The 17798-nt window shown below is 64.2% G+C and carries 16 protein-coding genes; 8 read left to right on the forward strand and 8 right to left on the reverse strand.

Annotated features, from left to right (window positions below):
• Window positions 1–835: 835 nt before the first annotated feature.
• From L0U84_RS35410 to L0U84_RS35430, 5 genes are all read left to right on the forward strand, one after another.
• Window positions 836–1570: an ABC transporter substrate-binding protein gene (locus L0U84_RS35410; protein WP_233857320.1), complete on the forward strand. Its 735-nt coding sequence runs from the start codon at window positions 836–838 to the stop codon at window positions 1568–1570.
• Between the two features lie 299 nt (window positions 1571–1869).
• On the forward strand, window positions 1870–3021 hold the full coding sequence (locus tag L0U84_RS35415) for an FAD-dependent monooxygenase (RefSeq protein WP_233857322.1): 1152 nt from the start codon (window positions 1870–1872) through the stop codon (window positions 3019–3021).
• A 33-nt stretch (window positions 3022–3054) separates the two neighbouring features.
• Window positions 3055–3816: an IclR family transcriptional regulator gene (locus L0U84_RS35420; RefSeq protein ID WP_233857324.1), complete on the forward strand. Its 762-nt coding sequence runs from the start codon at window positions 3055–3057 to the stop codon at window positions 3814–3816.
• A gap of 226 nt (window positions 3817–4042) precedes the next feature.
• Window positions 4043–5278: an amidohydrolase family protein gene (locus tag L0U84_RS35425; RefSeq protein ID WP_233857326.1), complete on the forward strand. Its 1236-nt coding sequence runs from the start codon at window positions 4043–4045 to the stop codon at window positions 5276–5278.
• A 21-nt stretch (window positions 5279–5299) separates the two neighbouring features.
• A complete protein-coding gene (locus L0U84_RS35430) occupies window positions 5300–6136 on the forward strand; it encodes a bifunctional allantoicase/(S)-ureidoglycine aminohydrolase (RefSeq protein ID WP_129958678.1) in 837 nt (278 codons plus the stop codon).
• Window positions 6137–6190: 54 nt separating this feature from the next.
• Here the strand turns inward: L0U84_RS35430 and L0U84_RS35435 are convergent, their stop codons facing one another.
• From L0U84_RS35435 to L0U84_RS35450, 4 genes are read right to left on the reverse strand one after another with little or no spacing between them, the layout of a single operon-like run.
• Window positions 6191–7642 (reverse strand): amidohydrolase family protein, encoded by a 1452-nt coding sequence (locus tag L0U84_RS35435; RefSeq protein WP_233857328.1) that lies wholly within the window; start codon window positions 7640–7642, stop codon window positions 6191–6193.
• On the reverse strand, window positions 7639–8832 hold the full coding sequence (locus tag L0U84_RS35440; RefSeq protein ID WP_233859783.1) for an amidohydrolase family protein: 1194 nt from the start codon (window positions 8830–8832) through the stop codon (window positions 7639–7641). Before L0U84_RS35440 ends, L0U84_RS35435 begins: the two co-directional genes overlap by 4 nt.
• Window positions 8833–8837: 5 nt before the next feature.
• Window positions 8838–10316 (reverse strand): sodium:solute symporter family protein, encoded by a 1479-nt coding sequence (locus L0U84_RS35445; RefSeq protein WP_233857330.1) that lies wholly within the window; start codon window positions 10314–10316, stop codon window positions 8838–8840.
• Window positions 10313–10531 (reverse strand): DUF3311 domain-containing protein, encoded by a 219-nt coding sequence (locus L0U84_RS35450; RefSeq protein ID WP_233857331.1) that lies wholly within the window; start codon window positions 10529–10531, stop codon window positions 10313–10315. Before L0U84_RS35450 ends, L0U84_RS35445 begins: the two co-directional genes overlap by 4 nt.
• Window positions 10532–10754: 223 nt before the next feature.
• Between L0U84_RS35450 and L0U84_RS35455 the strand changes: the two genes are divergently transcribed.
• The gene (locus L0U84_RS35455) at window positions 10755–11525 is read left to right on the forward strand and encodes an ABC transporter substrate-binding protein (protein WP_233857333.1); all 771 of its coding nucleotides are present in this window, start codon (window positions 10755–10757) and stop codon (window positions 11523–11525) included.
• A 107-nt stretch (window positions 11526–11632) separates the two neighbouring features.
• Window positions 11633–12514 carry a LysR family transcriptional regulator gene (locus L0U84_RS35460; protein WP_233857335.1) on the forward strand — a complete coding sequence of 294 codons (882 nt, stop codon included), beginning with the start codon at window positions 11633–11635 and terminating at the stop codon, window positions 12512–12514.
• A 57-nt stretch (window positions 12515–12571) separates the two neighbouring features.
• Here L0U84_RS35460 and L0U84_RS35465 read toward each other — a convergent pair whose 3' ends face one another.
• The 4 genes from L0U84_RS35465 to L0U84_RS35480 all read right to left on the reverse strand — a co-directional run bounded on the left by L0U84_RS35465 (window position 12572) and on the right by L0U84_RS35480 (window position 17176).
• Window positions 12572–13876 carry a cation:proton antiporter domain-containing protein gene (locus L0U84_RS35465; protein ID WP_233857337.1) on the reverse strand — a complete coding sequence of 435 codons (1305 nt, stop codon included), beginning with the start codon at window positions 13874–13876 and terminating at the stop codon, window positions 12572–12574.
• Window positions 13877–13927: 51 nt separating this feature from the next.
• The gene (locus tag L0U84_RS35470; protein ID WP_233857339.1) at window positions 13928–14233 is read right to left on the reverse strand and encodes a hypothetical protein; all 306 of its coding nucleotides are present in this window, start codon (window positions 14231–14233) and stop codon (window positions 13928–13930) included.
• Between the two features lie 94 nt (window positions 14234–14327).
• Window positions 14328–16349, reverse strand: a complete 2022-nt coding sequence (locus L0U84_RS35475) for a protein-L-isoaspartate(D-aspartate) O-methyltransferase (protein WP_233859784.1) — start codon at window positions 16347–16349, stop codon at window positions 14328–14330.
• Window positions 16350–16903: 554 nt separating this feature from the next.
• Entirely contained in the window at window positions 16904–17176 is a 273-nt protein-coding gene (locus tag L0U84_RS35480; RefSeq protein WP_233857341.1) for a DUF6723 family protein, read from the reverse strand.
• 360 nt (window positions 17177–17536) lie between these two features.
• Here L0U84_RS35480 and L0U84_RS35485 point away from each other — a divergent pair, with 360 nt between their 5' ends.
• Entirely contained in the window at window positions 17537–17725 is a 189-nt protein-coding gene (locus L0U84_RS35485) for a hypothetical protein (RefSeq protein ID WP_233857343.1), read from the forward strand.
• Window positions 17726–17798: the final 73 nt, after the last annotated feature.

Raw genomic sequence — 17798 nt, forward strand, 5'->3', positions numbered from 1 at the left:
ACGTTTGTCCGCAGCACTACTCTGACAGCGTAGCCAGCGTTGCGGACCAATGGTCTCCACCCCACAGGGTGTGCCATGTTCGCGCCTTGCGCCGCGGCGCACGTCTCCCTTTGGGGAAAATCGGCGTAGGTAAGTCGTGTTGCGCTGCTCGACCTGGGACGTGCATCCCTGCAAGGAAAAGGCGACTGGTTTTACAGCGTCCGCGATCGCGACTGACGCCCTCATCGCAAAGCGCCCAAGGGTGAAACGGTCGTGCGAAGTATAGGCTCGCGAAACTATGCCAGCGATGATGCTTTGCACCATTCTTACCTTTGGCGTGTCAGTACTGACTTGGGGCGCGTCATGCTGCCTTAGCAACCGAGGCTGGCCGGTGTGGTTTGGGGCTGCCGCGACGTACAGCCTCGTGGGCCATTTCACGTGAGCGGTTTTTCGCGGTTGACCGCACATCCGCCTGACAGTGAGCTGACGGTAAAGCGAACGGGTTCGAGCGGTGGAAAAGTCAACAGCAGCTGGCGACGGCGCGGGCGGACGTCCGCTAGACTTCGGCAAGCGACTTTTGAACGGTGGGCGCTGGGAGACGGCTCAGGGTCGACTGACAATCGCATCCGGCGAAATGCTGCAACTTTGGCGCGATAGTAGGCCAGTCGCACGACCTCTGACGCGGCCGACCGGGCACCTTTGGCGCGACTGCACGTCAGTTCGTTGATTTTCAGCGTTCACCGTTGCACTTTCGCTGGCGCCCTGCTCCATACGCTCGACGCGCTGTCCCGCATCAGCGAAATCCTTGAACCTGAGACCGCGCTTCGCCCTGAACGCGGTCGCCACGAGAGCCTTCATGACCATCGATCAATCCGTCGTCGCCACGTTCACGCCTACGGGCAAGCTGCGCGCGTCGATCAATCTCGGCAATCCGATCCTCGCTAATCGTCACACTGAATCCGACGAGCCGTTCGGCGTATCGATCGATCTCGCGCGCGCGTTCGCCGCAAAACTGAAGGTCGAACTGGAACTGGTGGTGTTCGATACGGCCGGCAAATCGGTGCAGGCCGTCAGCGAGGAGCTCGCTGATTTCGGCTTCTTCGCGATCGATCCATTGCGCGGCGAAACGATTGAGTTCACGGCGCCGTATGTGTTGATCGAAGGCTTCTATCTGGTGCGCGATGACTCGCCGGTGCGCTCGAATCAGGATGTGGATCAACCGCACAACCGGGTCGTCGTCGGCAAAGGCAGTGCGTACGATCTGTTTCTGACGCGCGAACTGAAGGCCGCGCAGATCGTGCGCGCGCCAAGCTCGCCGAGTGTCGTGCCGACGTTCATCGAGCAGCAACTGGAAGTGGCCGCAGGCGTGAAGCAGCAACTCGAAGCCGATGCGAAGCAAACCACCGGACTGCGGCTGCTCGACGAGCGCTTCATGGTGATCCGCCAGGCGATGGGTGTGCCGAAGAGCCGCGGCGAAGCGGCGGCTCAGGCGCTGCGTTCGTTCGTCGAAGAGGTGAAGGCGTCGGGCTTCGTGGCGCAATCGCTCGCGCGACATGGGATCGCTGGGGCGTCCGTTGCGCCCGCGGCGTAGCAGGCCGCTCCAGGCCGATACCGCGTAGCGCCCCGCTACGCGGTTGCTGATCTTCGCGAGTCTTTCGCGCAACCCGCTCGCTCTCCCGCACCCCGCAGTGCTTTTCTTCTCCCTGCGTTATTCACACTCGGCAACCCGCACACGGTTCGCATGAACCTTCACGCTGCCTCTCCCCAAGGCCTTCGGCGTGACTTCCGCTTTCCTCACCAAGGGATTCCCCCAGGCCCTCGCCTCCCAAAACTCGTTGCATCCCGAAAAATTTCTGGCCACAATCGTCACCTGTTCAAATTATCACCAATATGTTCATTTATGAACATCGGAGAAACGAAGTGCTGAAGATCGGAATCAATGGCGGCGGAATCGGCGGCCTGGCGGCGGCTATCGCGTTGCACGAGCAAGGCCACGACGTGGTCGTGTTCGAACAGGCCGAGCGTTTCGGCCGCGTCGGCGCGGACATCAACCTGACGCCGAACGCGGTGCGCGCGTTGGACGGCCTCGGCATCGGCGCTACGCTGCGCGAAACCGCCGCGCGTCCGTCGGCGCGCATCAGCCGGACGTGGGACACCGGCGAAGTGACGTCGCATCTGCCGATGTCCGACGAAGCCGAGATCAAGTACGGCGCCCCGCAATTGACGATGCACCGTGCCGACGTGATCACAGCGCTCGAAGCCGCGATGCCCGCCGGCGCGTTGCGGCTCGGCCATCGCGTGACGAAGCTCGCGCAGGAAGACGGCGCCGCCACCGTCACGCTCGCCGACGGCGTCGTGCATCGCTTCGATCTCGTGATCGGCGCGGACGGTATTCATTCCGGGGTGCGCGAATTCATCCTCGGCCCGGACGCGCCTCAGTTCACCGGCGTCGTGTCGTATCGCGCGGTGGTGCCCGCCACGCGTCTCGCGAATCTCGAAACCGGCGCGTTCGTCAAATGGTGGGGCCCGACGCCGGAATCGCAGATCGTTACGTTCCCACTGAATCGCGGCCGCGACGTGTTCATCTTCGCGACGACCGCGCAGCCCGACTGGACCAACGAATCGTGGACCGCCCCCGGCGACCCCGACGCGCTGCGCGAGGCCTACCGGCACTTTCACGCCGACGCGAAAACGCTGCTGGCCGCCTGCGATACCGTGCTGGCCTCGGCGCTGTACGTGCGCGACCCGCTGCCGCAATGGAGCCGCGGCAACTTCACGCTGCTCGGCGACGCCTGCCATCCGATGATGCCGTTCATGGCGCAGGGCGCCGGCATGGCGATCGAAGACGCGGTCGTGCTGTCGCGCGCGCTCGCCGGCGCTTCGTCCACGACGCTCGATGCCGCGCTCGCGCGCTACGAAGAAGCGCGTCGCGAGCGCACCGCGCGCATCCAGATCGGCTCGCGCGGCAACAACTGGCTCAAGGAAGGCGGCAACGCCGACTGGGTCTACGGCTACGATGCGTGGACGGTTCCTGTGGCATGATCGCTGTCCTTTATCCCGCTCCTCGGCCATCGCATGTCTGACCGTTCAGAACGCAGCACTGAAGCCCCGAACGCCGTCGAACGCTCGTTCCGGCTGTTGCGCTTCATTGCCGAGGGCGGGCAGACCGGCAACGTCAGCGAGGCCGCGCGGCAGCTCGGCGTCAATCGCATCACGCTGATGCGATTGATCGCGTCGCTCGAAGCGCTCGGCCTGATCGTCGCGGACGGGACCGGACATCGTCTGGGGATGCCGTTTCTGACGCTCGCTTCGGCCGCGCTGGGATCGTCCGATCTGATCGCGCATGCGCGCGCCGTACTGCCGACGCTCGCCGCGTCGACGCGCATGTCGGCCTATCTGGTCGTGCGCGAAGGCGCGGAAATCGTCTACTCGCTCGCAGAAGTACCGGACACGCCGCTCGTCAGTCAGATCCGCGTCGGCAGCCGGCTGCCCGCGTATCGTGCGACGCCGGGGCTCGCGATGCTCGCGCTGCTCGCGCGCGCGGAACTCGAGCGGCTCTGCGCGACCGAGTGGAAGGACGCCGACGCGCCATCGTTCGAGGCACTGTCGGCGCGTCTCGCCGAAATACGCGCGGACGGTTGCGCGTGGAGTCATTCGGGACTGGAAGCGGGCATCGATTCGTGCGCGGCGCCGATCGTCGACGCCGCGGGCAACCCGGTTGCCGCACTCAGCATCGCCGGGCCGTCGCGTCTGTTCGCCGATCGGCCGGAGCACGACGAAGCGCTGGCGTTGCCGGTCAAGCGCGCCGCCGCGCAGATTTCGAAGCTGCTGGCATAGCAGAACCGACGATCACGACAACGGAAATGACGCGAGTTCTACATCACTCTGCGCCAGTGGCGAGCACCCATTCAGAAAATGGATGAATCTCATTTCATCATTTAATTTGTAGATGCTATGCGCCTGCTGTACTTTGAACAGGTCCACCACCCTAAGGACTAGTCAACGCAGCGCCGCCGAAGGTTCGGGATGTGTTGACCATGTCCCGATTCACTGAGGCACAAGCATGTACGACCGCGTCTTCATCAATGCCATCGACGTCAACGGCAACGCATTGAACCTCGCGGTAAAAAACGGTCTGTTTGCCGCCGTCGGCTCGCAACACCCCGAGACCGGCGACGAAGAGATCATCGATCTCGAGGGCCACCTTGTCCTGCCGGGCTTCGTCGATGGTCATATTCATCTGGACAAGAGCTTCGTGGGCGATCGCTGGCGCCCTCACCGGCCAGCCTCGAGTCTGCGTGAGCGCCTTGCCGTTGAGAAGCAGGAACTGGCTGGCGCGCGCCCCATCGCGGAACGTGCGGATGCGCTGATACGCCAGGCCGCATCGTTCGGCACCATTGCAATGCGCAGTCACGTGGACGTCGACGCAAGCACGGGACTGACCCACCTGCACGCAGTCATGGCGGCGCGCGAGAAATGGCGCGGTCTCGTCGACATCGAACTGGTGGCGTTTCCCCAGGCAGGTGTCGTTTCCTGTCCCGGCACGGCGGATATTCTCGATGCGGCTGCATGCGAAGGCGCAGAGGTGGTCGGTGGCATCGACCCGACGACACTCGACGGCGACGCCGACGGCCAGCTTCAGATCATCTTCGACATCGCGGAAAGGCGCGGCGTGAAGATCGATATTCACTTGCACGAACCGGGACAGCAAGGAATCGACCAGTTGCACCGGATCGCCGCGCGCACGAAGGCATCAGGCATGCAGGGCCGCGTCGCCGTCAGCCATGCCTACGGGTTGGGCGATGTCGCCCCCGGCGTGGTAGACCGGATCGCCGCGACGCTCGCGCAGGCTGGCGTATCGATCATGACCAACGCGCCTGGCGACCGGGCGTTCCCGCCGATCCTGCGATTGCGTGAAGCAGGCGTGTGCGTCTTTACCGGCAACGACAACATCCAGGACGCCTGGTGGCCTTACGGCAATGGCGACATGCTGCAAAGAGCGATGTTGATCGGCTACCGGTCCGGTTTCTACACCGACCACGAGCTGCTCGTCGCGCTTCATATGGCCACAAACGCCGGCGCCGCCGTGCTCGGCAAAGATGCTTACGGACTGAAGCCCGGCAGTGACGCGAGCTTCGTCATTGTCAAGGCGCCCAATGGCGCTGCTGCCGTGGCAGCGGCGCCTGCGGAGCGCGCCATCGTCCGCGGCGGCGAGTTCCAGTACGACCTATCCAGTCTGCGATTCGAGTCCGAAAAACCTCGACATCACCATGGCGTCGTCATGCGTGCAACGAGGTGAACATTTACCGGAGACACCTGTATGTCAAGCAACACTTACTATGCGCCTCACGGCGGCCATCCTGCACAGACGGAGTTGTTGACCGATCGCGCGATGTTCACGGAAGCGTACGCGGTCATTCCGAAGGGCGTACTTCGCGATATCGTCACGAGTCACCTTCCCTTCTGGGACAACACGCGCCTCTGGGTTCTGGCGCGTCCGCTGTCCGGATTCGCCGAAACGTTCTCGCAATACATCATGGAAGTGGCTTCCGGCGGCGGCAGCGAGCATCCTGAACAGGATGAGAAAGCCGAAGGCGTGCTTTTCGTCGTCGAAGGCGAAATCGAGGTGACGCTGCAAGGCAGCCTGCACGTCCTGAAGCCGGGCGGCTATGCGTTCATTCCGCCAGGCACGAACTGGCAATTGCGCAATCGCCACGGGGACACCGCACGCTTTCACTGGATCCGCAAGCACTATGAAGCCGTGGATGGCGTGCCGCTTCCCGAACCGTTCGTGAAGAACGAGCAGGACATCGAACCGATTCCGATGCCGGGCACGGAAGGACGCTGGGTCACGACGCGCTTCGTCGATACCAGCGACATGCGCCACGATATGCACGTCAACATCGTCACCTTCCAGCCCGGCGGCGTCATCCCGTTCGCGGAAACGCACGTCATGGAGCACGGCCTGTACGTGCTGGAAGGCAAGGCGGTCTATCGTCTGAACCAGGACTGGGTCGAGGTGGAAGCGGGCGACTTCATGTGGCTGCGCGCGTTCTGCCCGCAGGCCTGCTATGCAGGCGGACCGAGCCGTTTCCGCTATCTGCTGTACAAGGACGTCAACCGGCATATGAAGCTGACGCTCAACGCGCCGCGCTGAATTCAGGCCAAACGGCACGCCCCTTCATCCGGGCGTGCCGCGCCGAGCGCGGCCTCAATAGCGGCTGCGCCCCCAGAGCGAAGGTGGCGCATCGAGCAAATGACGCAAACCAGCGCGCTCGAACGTATGCTCCGCGACCTCCGAGACGCGTGCGAGGATCGCGTCTTCATCGACCGACAGCACCCGGTAGTCCTCCATCAGGATCTTCCCACCGACCATCGTCATGCATACGTCGCCGGCATTGGCGAAACAGGTGACGCGGTAGACAGGCATATGCATCGGCATCAGGTGCGGCTTGAACAGGTCGACCAGAATGATGTCAGCCTGCTTGCCCGCTTCGAGCGAGCCCAGTTCGCGATCGAGCGACAATGCCCGCGCGGCATCGATCGTCACCATTTCGAGCACCTTGCCGTGCGGCAGAACATCCGGATCGCGGAAGTGCCGGCGATGGTAGTGCATGCACTGCCACATGTGCCGGAACATGTCGTAACCGCGGTCGGGCGCCGCGCCGTCGGAGCCAATCGCCACCGTCACGCCCGCATCGATCAGTTCCGGGACCGGGCAGCGTCCGATGATCGACATGATCGCGCTCGGGTTGTGCACGATCGAAGCGCCCGTCTCGACGCATGCCGCGATGTCGGCCTCCGTCAGATCGATGGCATGCGACATGAACGACTTCGCGCTCAGCAGTCCCAGTTCGCGATGCGCGAAATCGAGTGTGCCCGCGCGATGGCCATCCTGGGTAAAACCCAAATCCCGTTCGCGAGCGAAGGCCGCATAGCGCGCCGCCTCGCGGCGGAAGTCGTGTTCGTATCGCGCGACGTCCGGATAGTGGTCCGGCGCATACACGGGTAGCGTCAGCGCGATCCGGATGCGGCCATCGGCATCGCCGTGACACGCATCGACAATGTCCCTGCATACCTCGAACATGCGATCGAAGGAGATCTCGCGCGTCTCGCTGCCGCCTGCAGCGTGCCGTGTATAGGCACGAGGCGCGGGCGGACGCGACGGTCCGACCGCGACAATCGAACGCGTGCCCGTCTTGACCACGGCGTCGCAGTGACGCCGCGCGTACACGGCGTCATCAACACGCATGATCGAATCTCCGCCGCCCAGCAGCGACACGCCGGTTGTCACGCCCGCCTTCAGACGCTCGAGCGCCGCGAGATGTGACTCGGTTTCCCAGAACGCCTCGTCAGATGCGCGCGTATAGATCGCCTCGCACGCCGCCGTCCATGCGTCGCCGTCCGCGCCGCCGATCGTTTTCAGCATCGCGTGTCCGGCATGAGCGTGGGCATCGATCAGACCCGGCAGTACGGCCTTGCGGCGCGCATCGATCACCCGTGCCGCGCGATATCGCCGCACCAACTCGTTCGTTTCGCCGACGGCGACGATGCGCTCGCCCTTCACGGCCACCGCGCCATCGTCGATGACGCGGCGCGATGGATCCATCGTGATCACACAGCCGTGCGCGATCAGTACATCGACGTTTTCGTATTCGTTCATGACGGGACGAGTTCTCCGTTGCGCGCGACGATGCGTCCGTTCGCCACGACGAGCTTGCGCTTCGGCCTCGCCACGACCGCATGCGCGACGGACTCTGCATCGACCAGCACGAGGTCGGCGCGCGCGCCGGGCTGCAGGCCATAGTCGTCGAATCCGCAGCCGCGCGCAGCGGCGTGGCTCACGCAATCGAATGCGATCTGAAGATCGTCGTCGCGCCGCAGGTCGTAGCGCAAGCCGATCAGCATTGCACGTTCGAGCATGTCAGGGACGCCGTACGGGGACCACGTATCGCGAATCCCGTCGTTGCCACCAAACATCGTGATGCCCTTCTCACGACACGTCTTGAGCGGCGGCACCGTGCGCGAAGGCGGCGCGCTCGTCAACAACGCCACCCGCAGATCGGCGATCCGGGCGAGCAGCACATCGCGCTCGCGCTCCGGCAGCGCGCCCAGACAAAAGCCGTGACTGACGACGACCTGTCCCTGCATGCTCATCGCTTTGACCCGATCGAGCAGCAATTTCAGCGTGAACGCGCCGATCTCGCCGGGCTCGTGCAAATGAATATCGATCGGCTTGCGATAGCGCTCCGCGAGCGCGAAGGTCGCGTTCAGCGAGGCGACGGGATCGCCGTCGATCAGCGCCGGATCGAGCGCGCCGAGTACGTCGGCGCCTTCCGCGAGCGCGCTGCCGAGCAGTTCGACCGTGCCGGGGCGAACCAGCATGCCCGATTGCGGAAACGCGACGATCTGCATGTCCTGCACGTCGCGCATCGCCTCTCGCGTCGCGCACACGCCTTCGAGATAGCGCAGGCCCGCATCGGTATCGACATCGACATGCGTACGCAGACGCGTGGTGCCCGCCTGCACGAACGCGCGCGACAGCGCGAGCGATTGCGCGGCCGCATCGTGCCCGGAGGTCTTGCGCCACTCGCGTTCATTGCCGATGCGATCGGTGAGCAGTGGACCGACATCGTTGCGATACCACGGGCGTCCCCAGTTGCTCTTGTCGATGTGCGTGTGGCCTTCGACGAACCCCGGCAGCAGCAACGCGCCGCCGCCATCTTCGAGATGGGCGTCGCCTGGCGCGGCGACGTGCGCGCCAAGCGCTTCGATCCGGCCATCGACGACCGCTACGGAAACCGGCTCGGCATCGGCCAGCCGGACATTGGAGAGATAGAGATTGCGAGTCATGTGTGTCATGCCGATTCGACGGCAGTATCGATACGCGCACGCAGCAGGTGTTGCGCGGCGCTGATTGCAACGAAGACCACCGCGTTCGAGAACAGAGCGACGAGTCCCATGTTGATGGACGTGAGCGCGAGCGGCGCGTTCGGAAATACGGACGCGAGCGTCATGCCACCCCAGTTCGACAGCCCGAGTACGACGCCGCCCGCCGCGATGCCGCCAAACGCCGCCTCGCGCGTGCCGAACGGACGCTTCAGGAAACTCGATGCGAGCATGGGCACGAGTTGAGTGAGCAAGCTCGATGAGAAGATAGCCAGCGCGACGAACGTCGTGCCGCCGCGCAACACGAAGAAGACGACGACCAGCGTGAACAGCGGCAACGAAATACGGGCAACGCGCGTAACGGCCCTGTCGCTGGCCTGTGGGGCAAAGCCTTCGCGATAGACGTTGCGAGCGATCGTCGTCGAGGCGTTGAGCATGATCAACGAGCCCGGCACCAGCGCCGTGAGCAGCCCAGCCCCGCCGACGATACCGACGAACCACGACGGGAACGTCTGCTTCACGAGCCGCAACAACGCGAGATCGGTCTGCGCGCCCTCCAGGCCGTGCACGGTGAGCACGGCGGCGAAACCGACGAGGAACAGGAACGCGATGAGCACCTGATAGATCGGCATCAGCACGACGTTCTTGCGCAGCGCCGAGGCGTCGCGTGCCACATAGACCGCCGTGAAGCCGTGCGGATACAGGTAGTAGCCGAGCGCCGTCAGCAGCAGCGTCGAGTTGTACCAGCTCAGGTTCAACCCATGTTCGGGCATGCGCAGTAGTTCCGGATGCACGGCATCGATGCGCGCGAACATCTCGCCGACGCCGCCGAAGTAATGCAGCGGCAAGTACGTGCCGAGAAAGATCGCGAGACCGAGAATCAGCGCATCCTTGAAGATCGCGATGCTAGCCGAGCCGTGAATACCCGAGACCGTCATGTATGCGACCATCAGCAGCGCGCTGATCCAGATCGCCGTATTCTGCGAAATCAGGCCATACGACATCTCCGAGACGATGATGCCGAGCCCACGCAATTGGATGATCAACAGCGCGACCATCGCCAGCACGGCCACCACCGAAACCAGCACACCCACGGCGCGACTTTCGTATTTGGAGGCGAAATAGTCGGCGAACGACACGAGGCCGCGCTCCTTCGCGTGGCGCCAGATGACGGGCAGCATCCAGTAACCGAGCACGTAGGCGAGACAGCCGTACGACAGGATATAGAAAGCGGGCACGCCCTTGCTATAGGTCCAGCCGCTCGCGCCGAGGAACGTGAAAGTCGAGAAGGCCGCGCCCGCCATCAGCAGGAAAGTGAGTAGAGAACCGAAACCGCGTCCGCCGATTGCCCATTGCTCCAGGCTGAGCTTCTTTCCGCGCCGTGCGTACAGGCCCACCGCGAGTGCGAAGATCGCGAACAGAACGATGATGATCAGTGCCGGGTTCATTGCCCCCCTCCCGCGCTTTCGCGCGCGCCCGCGGCTGCGTCGCGACTGTCGAGGCGATAGATGAGCGCCAGAATGGCCGCTGTCGCGCCCATCCAGAACAGGTTCCACACCAGCAGAAAAGGCATGCCGAACAGAAAGGTCGTGTGCGCCGCCAGCGAGCCACCCGAAAAGAGCCCGATGAACGGCAGCGCGGCGAGAATAATGCGGATTTTCATGGTGATACTCGCTAATTGCATCGTCACCGTCCGATGATATCCACCTGCCCGTGTATTCGAAAATTAAATGTGTGAATATGATGCAGTGGATAAATTAATGCTGAGGAATTCCCCGCTGGCCATTTCGTTTTCCACTGATTACCAGTCGAATATTTCATTTCCTCATGACGGCAGAGGAGCTTACGCTTGGCGCGACATATCACCAAACATGGATGGAGACGTCATGAAGAAAGCAGTGCTTGCGGTAACCCTCGCCCTCGTGGCCGGAGCTGGACATGCCAGCGATCTAAAGGCCATTCGCTTCGGAGTTGATCCCAGCTATGCCCCGTTCGAGTCCCTCGCGCCGGACGGCAAACTGGTGGGCTTCGACATCGACCTTGGCAATGCGATCTGTGAAAGGCTGAAGGTCAAATGTGTGTGGATCGAAAACTCTTTCGACGGAATGATTCCGGCCCTGAAAGCGAGGAAATTCGACGGCGTGTTGTCGTCGATGAGCGTCACCGCCAAGCGTGAAGAGCAGATCGCCTTCACTGACAAGATCGACAACGTGCTGCCACGGTTGGTCGCAAGAAAAGGCTCGGACATTCTGCCCACCGCCGAGTCATTGAAGGGCAAGACCGTCGGCGTGGAGCAGGGTTCGACGCAGGAAACGTACGCCCGCACCTACTGGGAACCGAAAGGCGTCATTCTGCGGACCTATCAGACTCAAGACCTCGTCTATCAGGACCTGCTGGCTGGCCGCATCGATGCCGCGCTGCAATCGTCGGTGCAGGCGGAACTTGGCTTTCTGAAGACCGCCAGCGGCCGCGACTACGCGTTCGCCGGACCTGCACTGAGCGATCCGAAAACGCTGGGCCTCGGTGCCGCCATCGGCGTTCGCAAGGAAGACAACGAACTGCGCCAGCAGATCAACAAGGCACTGGCCGAGATCATTCAAGACGGCACCTACCAGCGCATTTCCCGCAAGTACTTCGCGTTCGACGTTTATAACTAAGAACAGCGGCCGGCAGAGTAGAAGCATCCGGCTAGCAGACGGCACGATTGCCAGCCCGTACGGTGCGTGATACAAGTCGGCAATTCATTCACGCATCGAATGACGCCATGGCAAACAGTGCAAAACCGCGTAGACCGTTGTTCGATCTCGATCTGCTCAAAGCGATCGTCATGGTCGCAGATTGCGGCACATTCACAGCGGCGTCCGCGCGACTCCATTCGACTCAGTCCACCGTGAGCCAGAAAATTCGGCGGCTGGAGGACATGGCTGGACACAAGCTGCTCGATCGTGGCAGCCGGGACGTGCGTCCGACCGATGCGGGAGAAACGCTGCTCGGATACGCGCGACGCATGCTCGCGCTCAACGACGAGATGCTCGAAGCGCTGTCGGGCGCAACCGTGGGCTTGACCGTGCGTCTCGGCGTCCCGGAGGATTTCGTCGGCGGACCGACCACCCATGTACTCGCGACGTTCAATCGCAAGCAGCCGCTCGTCAAGCTCGAAGTGACCAGTGGCTTGAGCCGTGATCTTGCCAGTAGCTATGACCGGGGAGATCTCGACCTGGTCCTCGTCAAACAACGTCGCAACAGCCGCGAAGCTGTCGCGACGTGGCCCGAGCAAATGCGATGGATCGACAGCGCGAAAAACCCTTCCATCCAGCTCGATCCGATTCCGCTCGTCGCGTTTCCGCCGCGAGGTTTATACCGGGACGACATGATCAACGCGATCGAAGCCATCGGGCGCCGTTGGCGAATCAGTTTTATCAGTTCGAGTCTGAGCGGCATCCAGGCCGCTGTCGCCGACGGTCTCGGCATCAGCCTTCTTCCGGCGCGCGCCGTCACTGCCGAGCACGTCGTCCTGACGTCGAAAAGCCGCCTGCCCTCGATCGAATCGATGGAGATCGCACTCCTGCATCGTCCGACCGCTGATCCGGTCGTGAAGGAACTGGCGCGTGCGCTTTCCAGGATGTTTGGGCCGCCGCGTCGCTGACCTGCCGAGGATGCCGGTGCGAATGATCCGCCTCTTGCGGATGCCCGGACGCGTCATTCAGCGACGCCGTCCGAAATACCGCCGCAACAGATAGTTCGCGGTCGAGCCATGCAGCAGCACCGACAAAACGATCGCGTCGAGCACCGTCGGCAGCAACGGTGCTATCGCGCCACGCGCGTATTCGACCCCGAACATAAGGTAGTAGAACGCGCCGACACCGCGAATGCCCATCCAGGCCATCAGGTAGCGCTGAGCGTGGTCGATGCGCGCACCGAACATCGAAACCACCACGGACAGCGGCCGCGCGACGAAGAACAGGAACAGCACGGACAACGCGGCGCGCAGGTCGAGCATCTCGCGCCAATGCGCGGACACGACGCAGCCGATGATCAGCATCAGCGACATCTCCGCAATCCGCTCCATTTCGAGCGTAAAGCCCATCATCGATTCGGCGAGGACCGCGTGCGCCTTTTCCGGGTCTTTCGCGACGTCGAGCTGGTCGCCGTGCTGCACCTCGTCGAGCACCTCCGCGGGATGCTTGTCGCCCGTGGCGCGCAATTCCTCATGACGCAGCACGACGCCCGCGACGAACACCGCGACGAACGCATAGGCGTGCAGCCACAGCGCCGCGCCATACGATGTCGACATCAGCCCCAGCGCAAGAAAACCGTCGAGACCGATCGCCTCGCCGTAGCGGGTGCGTAGGAAAAAGATCGTCCGCGCGAACAGAATCGCGAATACGCCGCCGATCACGAGCGCGCTCACGATCCCCCACAGCACCGAGCCGACGAAATGCACGCCGCTGCCCGAGCCGAACAGCTTCACGCCGACAAACGCCAAACCCAACGCGGCAAACGGATAGGCGGCGCCGTCGTTCAGACCGCCTTCCCCTGACAGCGCGAAGCGCACGGGTTCGTCGTCGCCGGCCTGCGTCACGCGCAGCTCGTTGGCAAGCACCGGGTCGGTCGGCGCTAGCGCGGCCGCGAGGAACAACGCCGCGCCGTCGGCGCGTCCAGTCACGAGCGCGGTGAAGCCGAACATCAACGCGACGGTGACGAGCATCGCGGGCGCGCCGAGTCGCAGCGGCAACAGCCACAGCGGATTGCGCGGCCGCACGCGCAGATGCATGCCGATCGCGAACAGCGACACGACGAGCCCGACTTCGGCGAGCGTCGCGAGCAATGCTGCATTGCCGAGCAGATCGACACCGACGAGACCCGACACGCCCGGTCCGAGCGCCACGCCGACCAGCAGATAGATCATCGCGCCTGTCAGCGGCAAGCGGCGAATCGGCCCGCGCGCGACGGCCATGAAGGTGAGCAGCGCGCCGATCAGCAGGAACCAGACCGGTTCGTCTCTCATGGCGCAATCGCGAACACGCGCGGCGTCGGAGGCAGTTGGAGCGAGCCGTCGCTAGCACGCACGGCTCGCTCCGTGGGGCGCGCTAGCGAATTGCTGGTGGCGCTGCCCGTGCTGAGGCGCGGCCTGGTTTGCGCGGTTCACCGGGTCGCGGCTCAGCTCGTCGGGCGGCGCGGCCGTATCGTCTGCCGCGCCCGCGCCGCCTTCGGTGTTCGCGGCGTTGCCGGCCCGCGCGAACAGCAAGGGTTGCGCGGTGCCAGCCGGCCGGGTCGCGCTCCGCCCGACCGCTCGCGCGCAGCCGACGCCACTGGCAACACCCGACATCGCGGCGATCGCAAAGCGCTGTACTACCTTGGTCATGAGCGGCCCCCCCGGTTCGGACAAGCAGGATATGCACTGTCCGTTCCGTTGCAAGCCGCGTTCCTCGCCTGACGCAGATGCGTGCCGACCGCCGTCACACGCCGAATGGAAAGGCCTGCGCCGCGTGGTTCTTTTCATCGGCGGAAACGGGCAGCGCGCTCACCGCGCTGGTGCGATCGAACCACACGTACGCGTCGAACTGCCCGGCCAGCGACGCTTGCGCGTAGTGGCTATACCGCTCGGTCTCGGGACGATAGATGACACCGATGAAACGCTCCAGCAGCGGCGCGCGCAGCCGTTCGCGCAGCGCGTCGTGCACGCCGGGCCGCAGGTCGAGCAGCAAACGCGCAAGGCCCGTGCCGTGCATGCTGAATTCGACACTGCCGTCGAACGATGGCCGCACGGTCTTCACTTCCATCGGTCCGCCCCAGTCGCTGGCCGCGGCGACCGTGCCGCTGTGCGTGCCGAACCCGATCAGCGCCGCCGCGTCGCCGAACTGCGCGCGACACAGCTGGCCTAAATTGATCCCGTCGTGCACGCGGCCCATCTGCGTGGCGCTCGCGTCGCCGATATGCGAGTTGTGCGCCCATACGATCAAACGTGCCTGGGGCCCGCGGCTGTCGAGCGCGTGACGCAGCGTGTCGAACATGTGCGTGTCGCGCAGATTCCAGCTTTGCGGCCCGCCGTAGTACATCGCCCGATAGTAGTGTTCGGCGAGCGCAACGAGCCGCGCCTTCCGCGCGGCATCGAGGCAGCACTCGCCGTCTTCACGCGCATAGGCGAGCCGGCTTTTCAGCAGATCGCCGAGTTGCGCGACCATGTGCTCTTCGAACCGCGCGTAGCCGCCACTCAACGCGGCGCGGGCATACACGGCCGGATCTTTCTGCCATGGACCGAGGCAGCCGTAACGCTCGCGCGCGACGCGCGCCGCGGCCGGGTCGACGCTGTCGAGATAGCGCAATACCGCGTCGATCGATTCGGACAGGCTGTAGATGTCGAGCCCGCAAAAGCGCGTTTCGCGCTCGCGGTGCTCGGCATTGTGCGAGCGCAGCCATGCGACCAGGCTCATGAAGTCGGTGTTGCGCCACATCCAGGTCGGGAAACGTCGAAACGGGCGGGACCGCTCGCCGGGCATCGGCCGATCGCGCACATGCCGGTCGATGATCGCGGCGTCGGCCCAGTCGGCCTCGACTGCGAGCATCGAAAAGCCGTGACGCTCGACGAGGCGTCGCGTGATCGCCGCCCGCGCGCGATAGAACTCCGACGTGCCGTGACTGGCTTCGCCGAGCAGCACGACGCGACGCATGGCGAAACGATCGAAAAACGTCGCGAATTCCGGGGCATCGATGTCGGGTAATGGTTCGGCCGCGTCGCGAATCGCGACTGCGAGTGGGGGTGGCGTAGATGCGGTCGGCACCGGCGCGGTCGGCTCAGCTCGCGAATCATACGTACGCGGCGCGCCGCCAGGCTCCGGCCAGCCGTCGTCGCCGACGAGCGGTACGAAGCGCACGTCGGCGAACGCGTGTTCGTCGTAGTCGTGTTCGCCACGTCGCACGATCTTCACGAGCCGCTGACGGCTCGGGCTGCCGCCGACCGGCATCACGAGCCGTCCGCCGAGCGCGAGCTGCGCGCGCAGCGCCCGCGGCACGTGCGGGCCGCCCGCCGCCGCGATGATCGCGTTATAGGGCGCATGCGCGGCAAGCCCCACGGTGCCGTCGCCGACATGCACCTCGACGTTCTCGTAGCCGAGCCGCTGCAAGCGCTCGCGCGCACCCTCGGCGAGGCTCGCGTCGCGTTCGATCGAATCCACCCGGCCCGCGATCTCCGCGGCGATCGCGGCCGCATAGCCGGAGCCCGTGCCGATGTCGAGCACGCGATCGCCGGGCTGCAACTCGGCGGCCGCGAGCATCTTCGCGACGATGTATGGCTGCGAGATCGACTGCTCGCCGCCGATCGGCAGCGGCGTATCGTCATACGCGAATTCGCGCAGATCGGACGGCACGAATGCTTCGCGCGGCACGCGTCGCATCGCCTCGATCACGTAGTCGTCGCGCACGCCGCGCTGCACGATCTGCCGCTCGACCATCCATGCGCGCGCCTCGTCGAAATCGCCCATCGCCGCCTCCCCGCGAATGCGCAGCGCCGCGCGCGCCTCGCATTGCGACGGGGGCACGCGCGAATCCGCTGCTCTTCCACGCTTCAGCAACCAGCATACCGCCGGCAGGAACTGGTGGCGATGCGCGAAACGTGAAGCGCGCGCTACCTCTTGATCACAATGACGGCGAGCAACAGACATGCAATCGATGTTCCGCGCGGCGCGTTGGTTCGACGGCACTACACCATTCGACCTGCCAACCAAATCAGCTCGCCGCCGCACAGGTGCTTCGAAAACGCGGAAGACGACGACGTCAATCGGGAAAGGGGGCAGCCATCAGGCCCGCGGGTGCAAGTCCCGCCATAAGCTGGTCACAGCGAGTGAAGTGAAGCGCGGCATCCGCGGTGCGAACCCGCATGCTGGATGGTGTGGCAAGGGCGCAGCCGTGTGCCGGTCATGAACCGGCACCGGCTTCTGATGGGGATCCTGTCTCCAGGCGATACAGCGGCGCACGCCGACGGCCCGGTGTCGTCGCCATCACAGCCAGACTGCTGAGCGCCACGCCCACAACGCGCTCACGCCTCGGGACAGGAAAGGTCGGCCGCGACGATCCGCGCACCGTATTCTTCGGCGGCGAGTCGCGCTTCCTCGATGCTGTTGAACGGGCCGACTTCGGGTGCGCCATCGAACGGGAACAGACGGCGGCCATCCGCTTTGCGGCTCACCAGCAGATCGGCATAGAAGCGTCCGTCGGCGCTGCGTCGCGCGGTGACGTAGATCGAAAAGTCGTCGCGCGTGGCGACCGCTGCCGCTGGGTAGCGCGTCAGTTTCAGCTTTCTCCGTGCCATGGCTCTCCCTGCCTGAATCAGGCGATCCTGTTGTGCCCTCCTCAAATCGATGTTAACGGACGTGTAAAAGGGTGCGTTCGTCCGTAAGTGTCGATTTATGAACATGACTGTCGCAGCGACGCCATGGGTGACTTCGCGCGAAGGAACGCAGGCGTCCGATGCCCCGCACACCTGTTCCCAAATGTGCGCCGTTCGACGTTCGCGCAGCGCTTTCGACCCGCGCGGCTGGATTGTGGCGGAAGCTGAAAACGGGCGCCGAACCAGAAACGTTTTCACGGGCGAGCGCACAGCAAAATGCCGCGTCGGCCTGCCTGTCATACCGGTCATGCCTATTCGGCCGCGTCGCTCGACGACGGCCGCATGATCGATGCCGAAGACTCCCTGCGCAACGCTCTGCGGGCGTTGCGCGAGCGCGAAATGTTCAGCCGCGAGCTCAGCGAACATTTCGCGACGACAGGAGACACCGTCGCGCAACGTCGCGAGGAGGACGACGCCCGGCGGGCGGCCCACGCGGCCGAATTCTTGCAGTCGATGCTGCTGGAAAAGTGAGTCCGATGCGGGATAATAGCGAGCCAGCAAGAAATGGGCTCGCCGCCCTATAAAAATCCACCGCTGGACACTA

Origin of the sequence: Paraburkholderia sp. HD33-4 (assembly GCF_021390635.1) — a bacterium.
GTDB lineage: Bacteria > Pseudomonadota > Gammaproteobacteria > Burkholderiales > Burkholderiaceae > Paraburkholderia.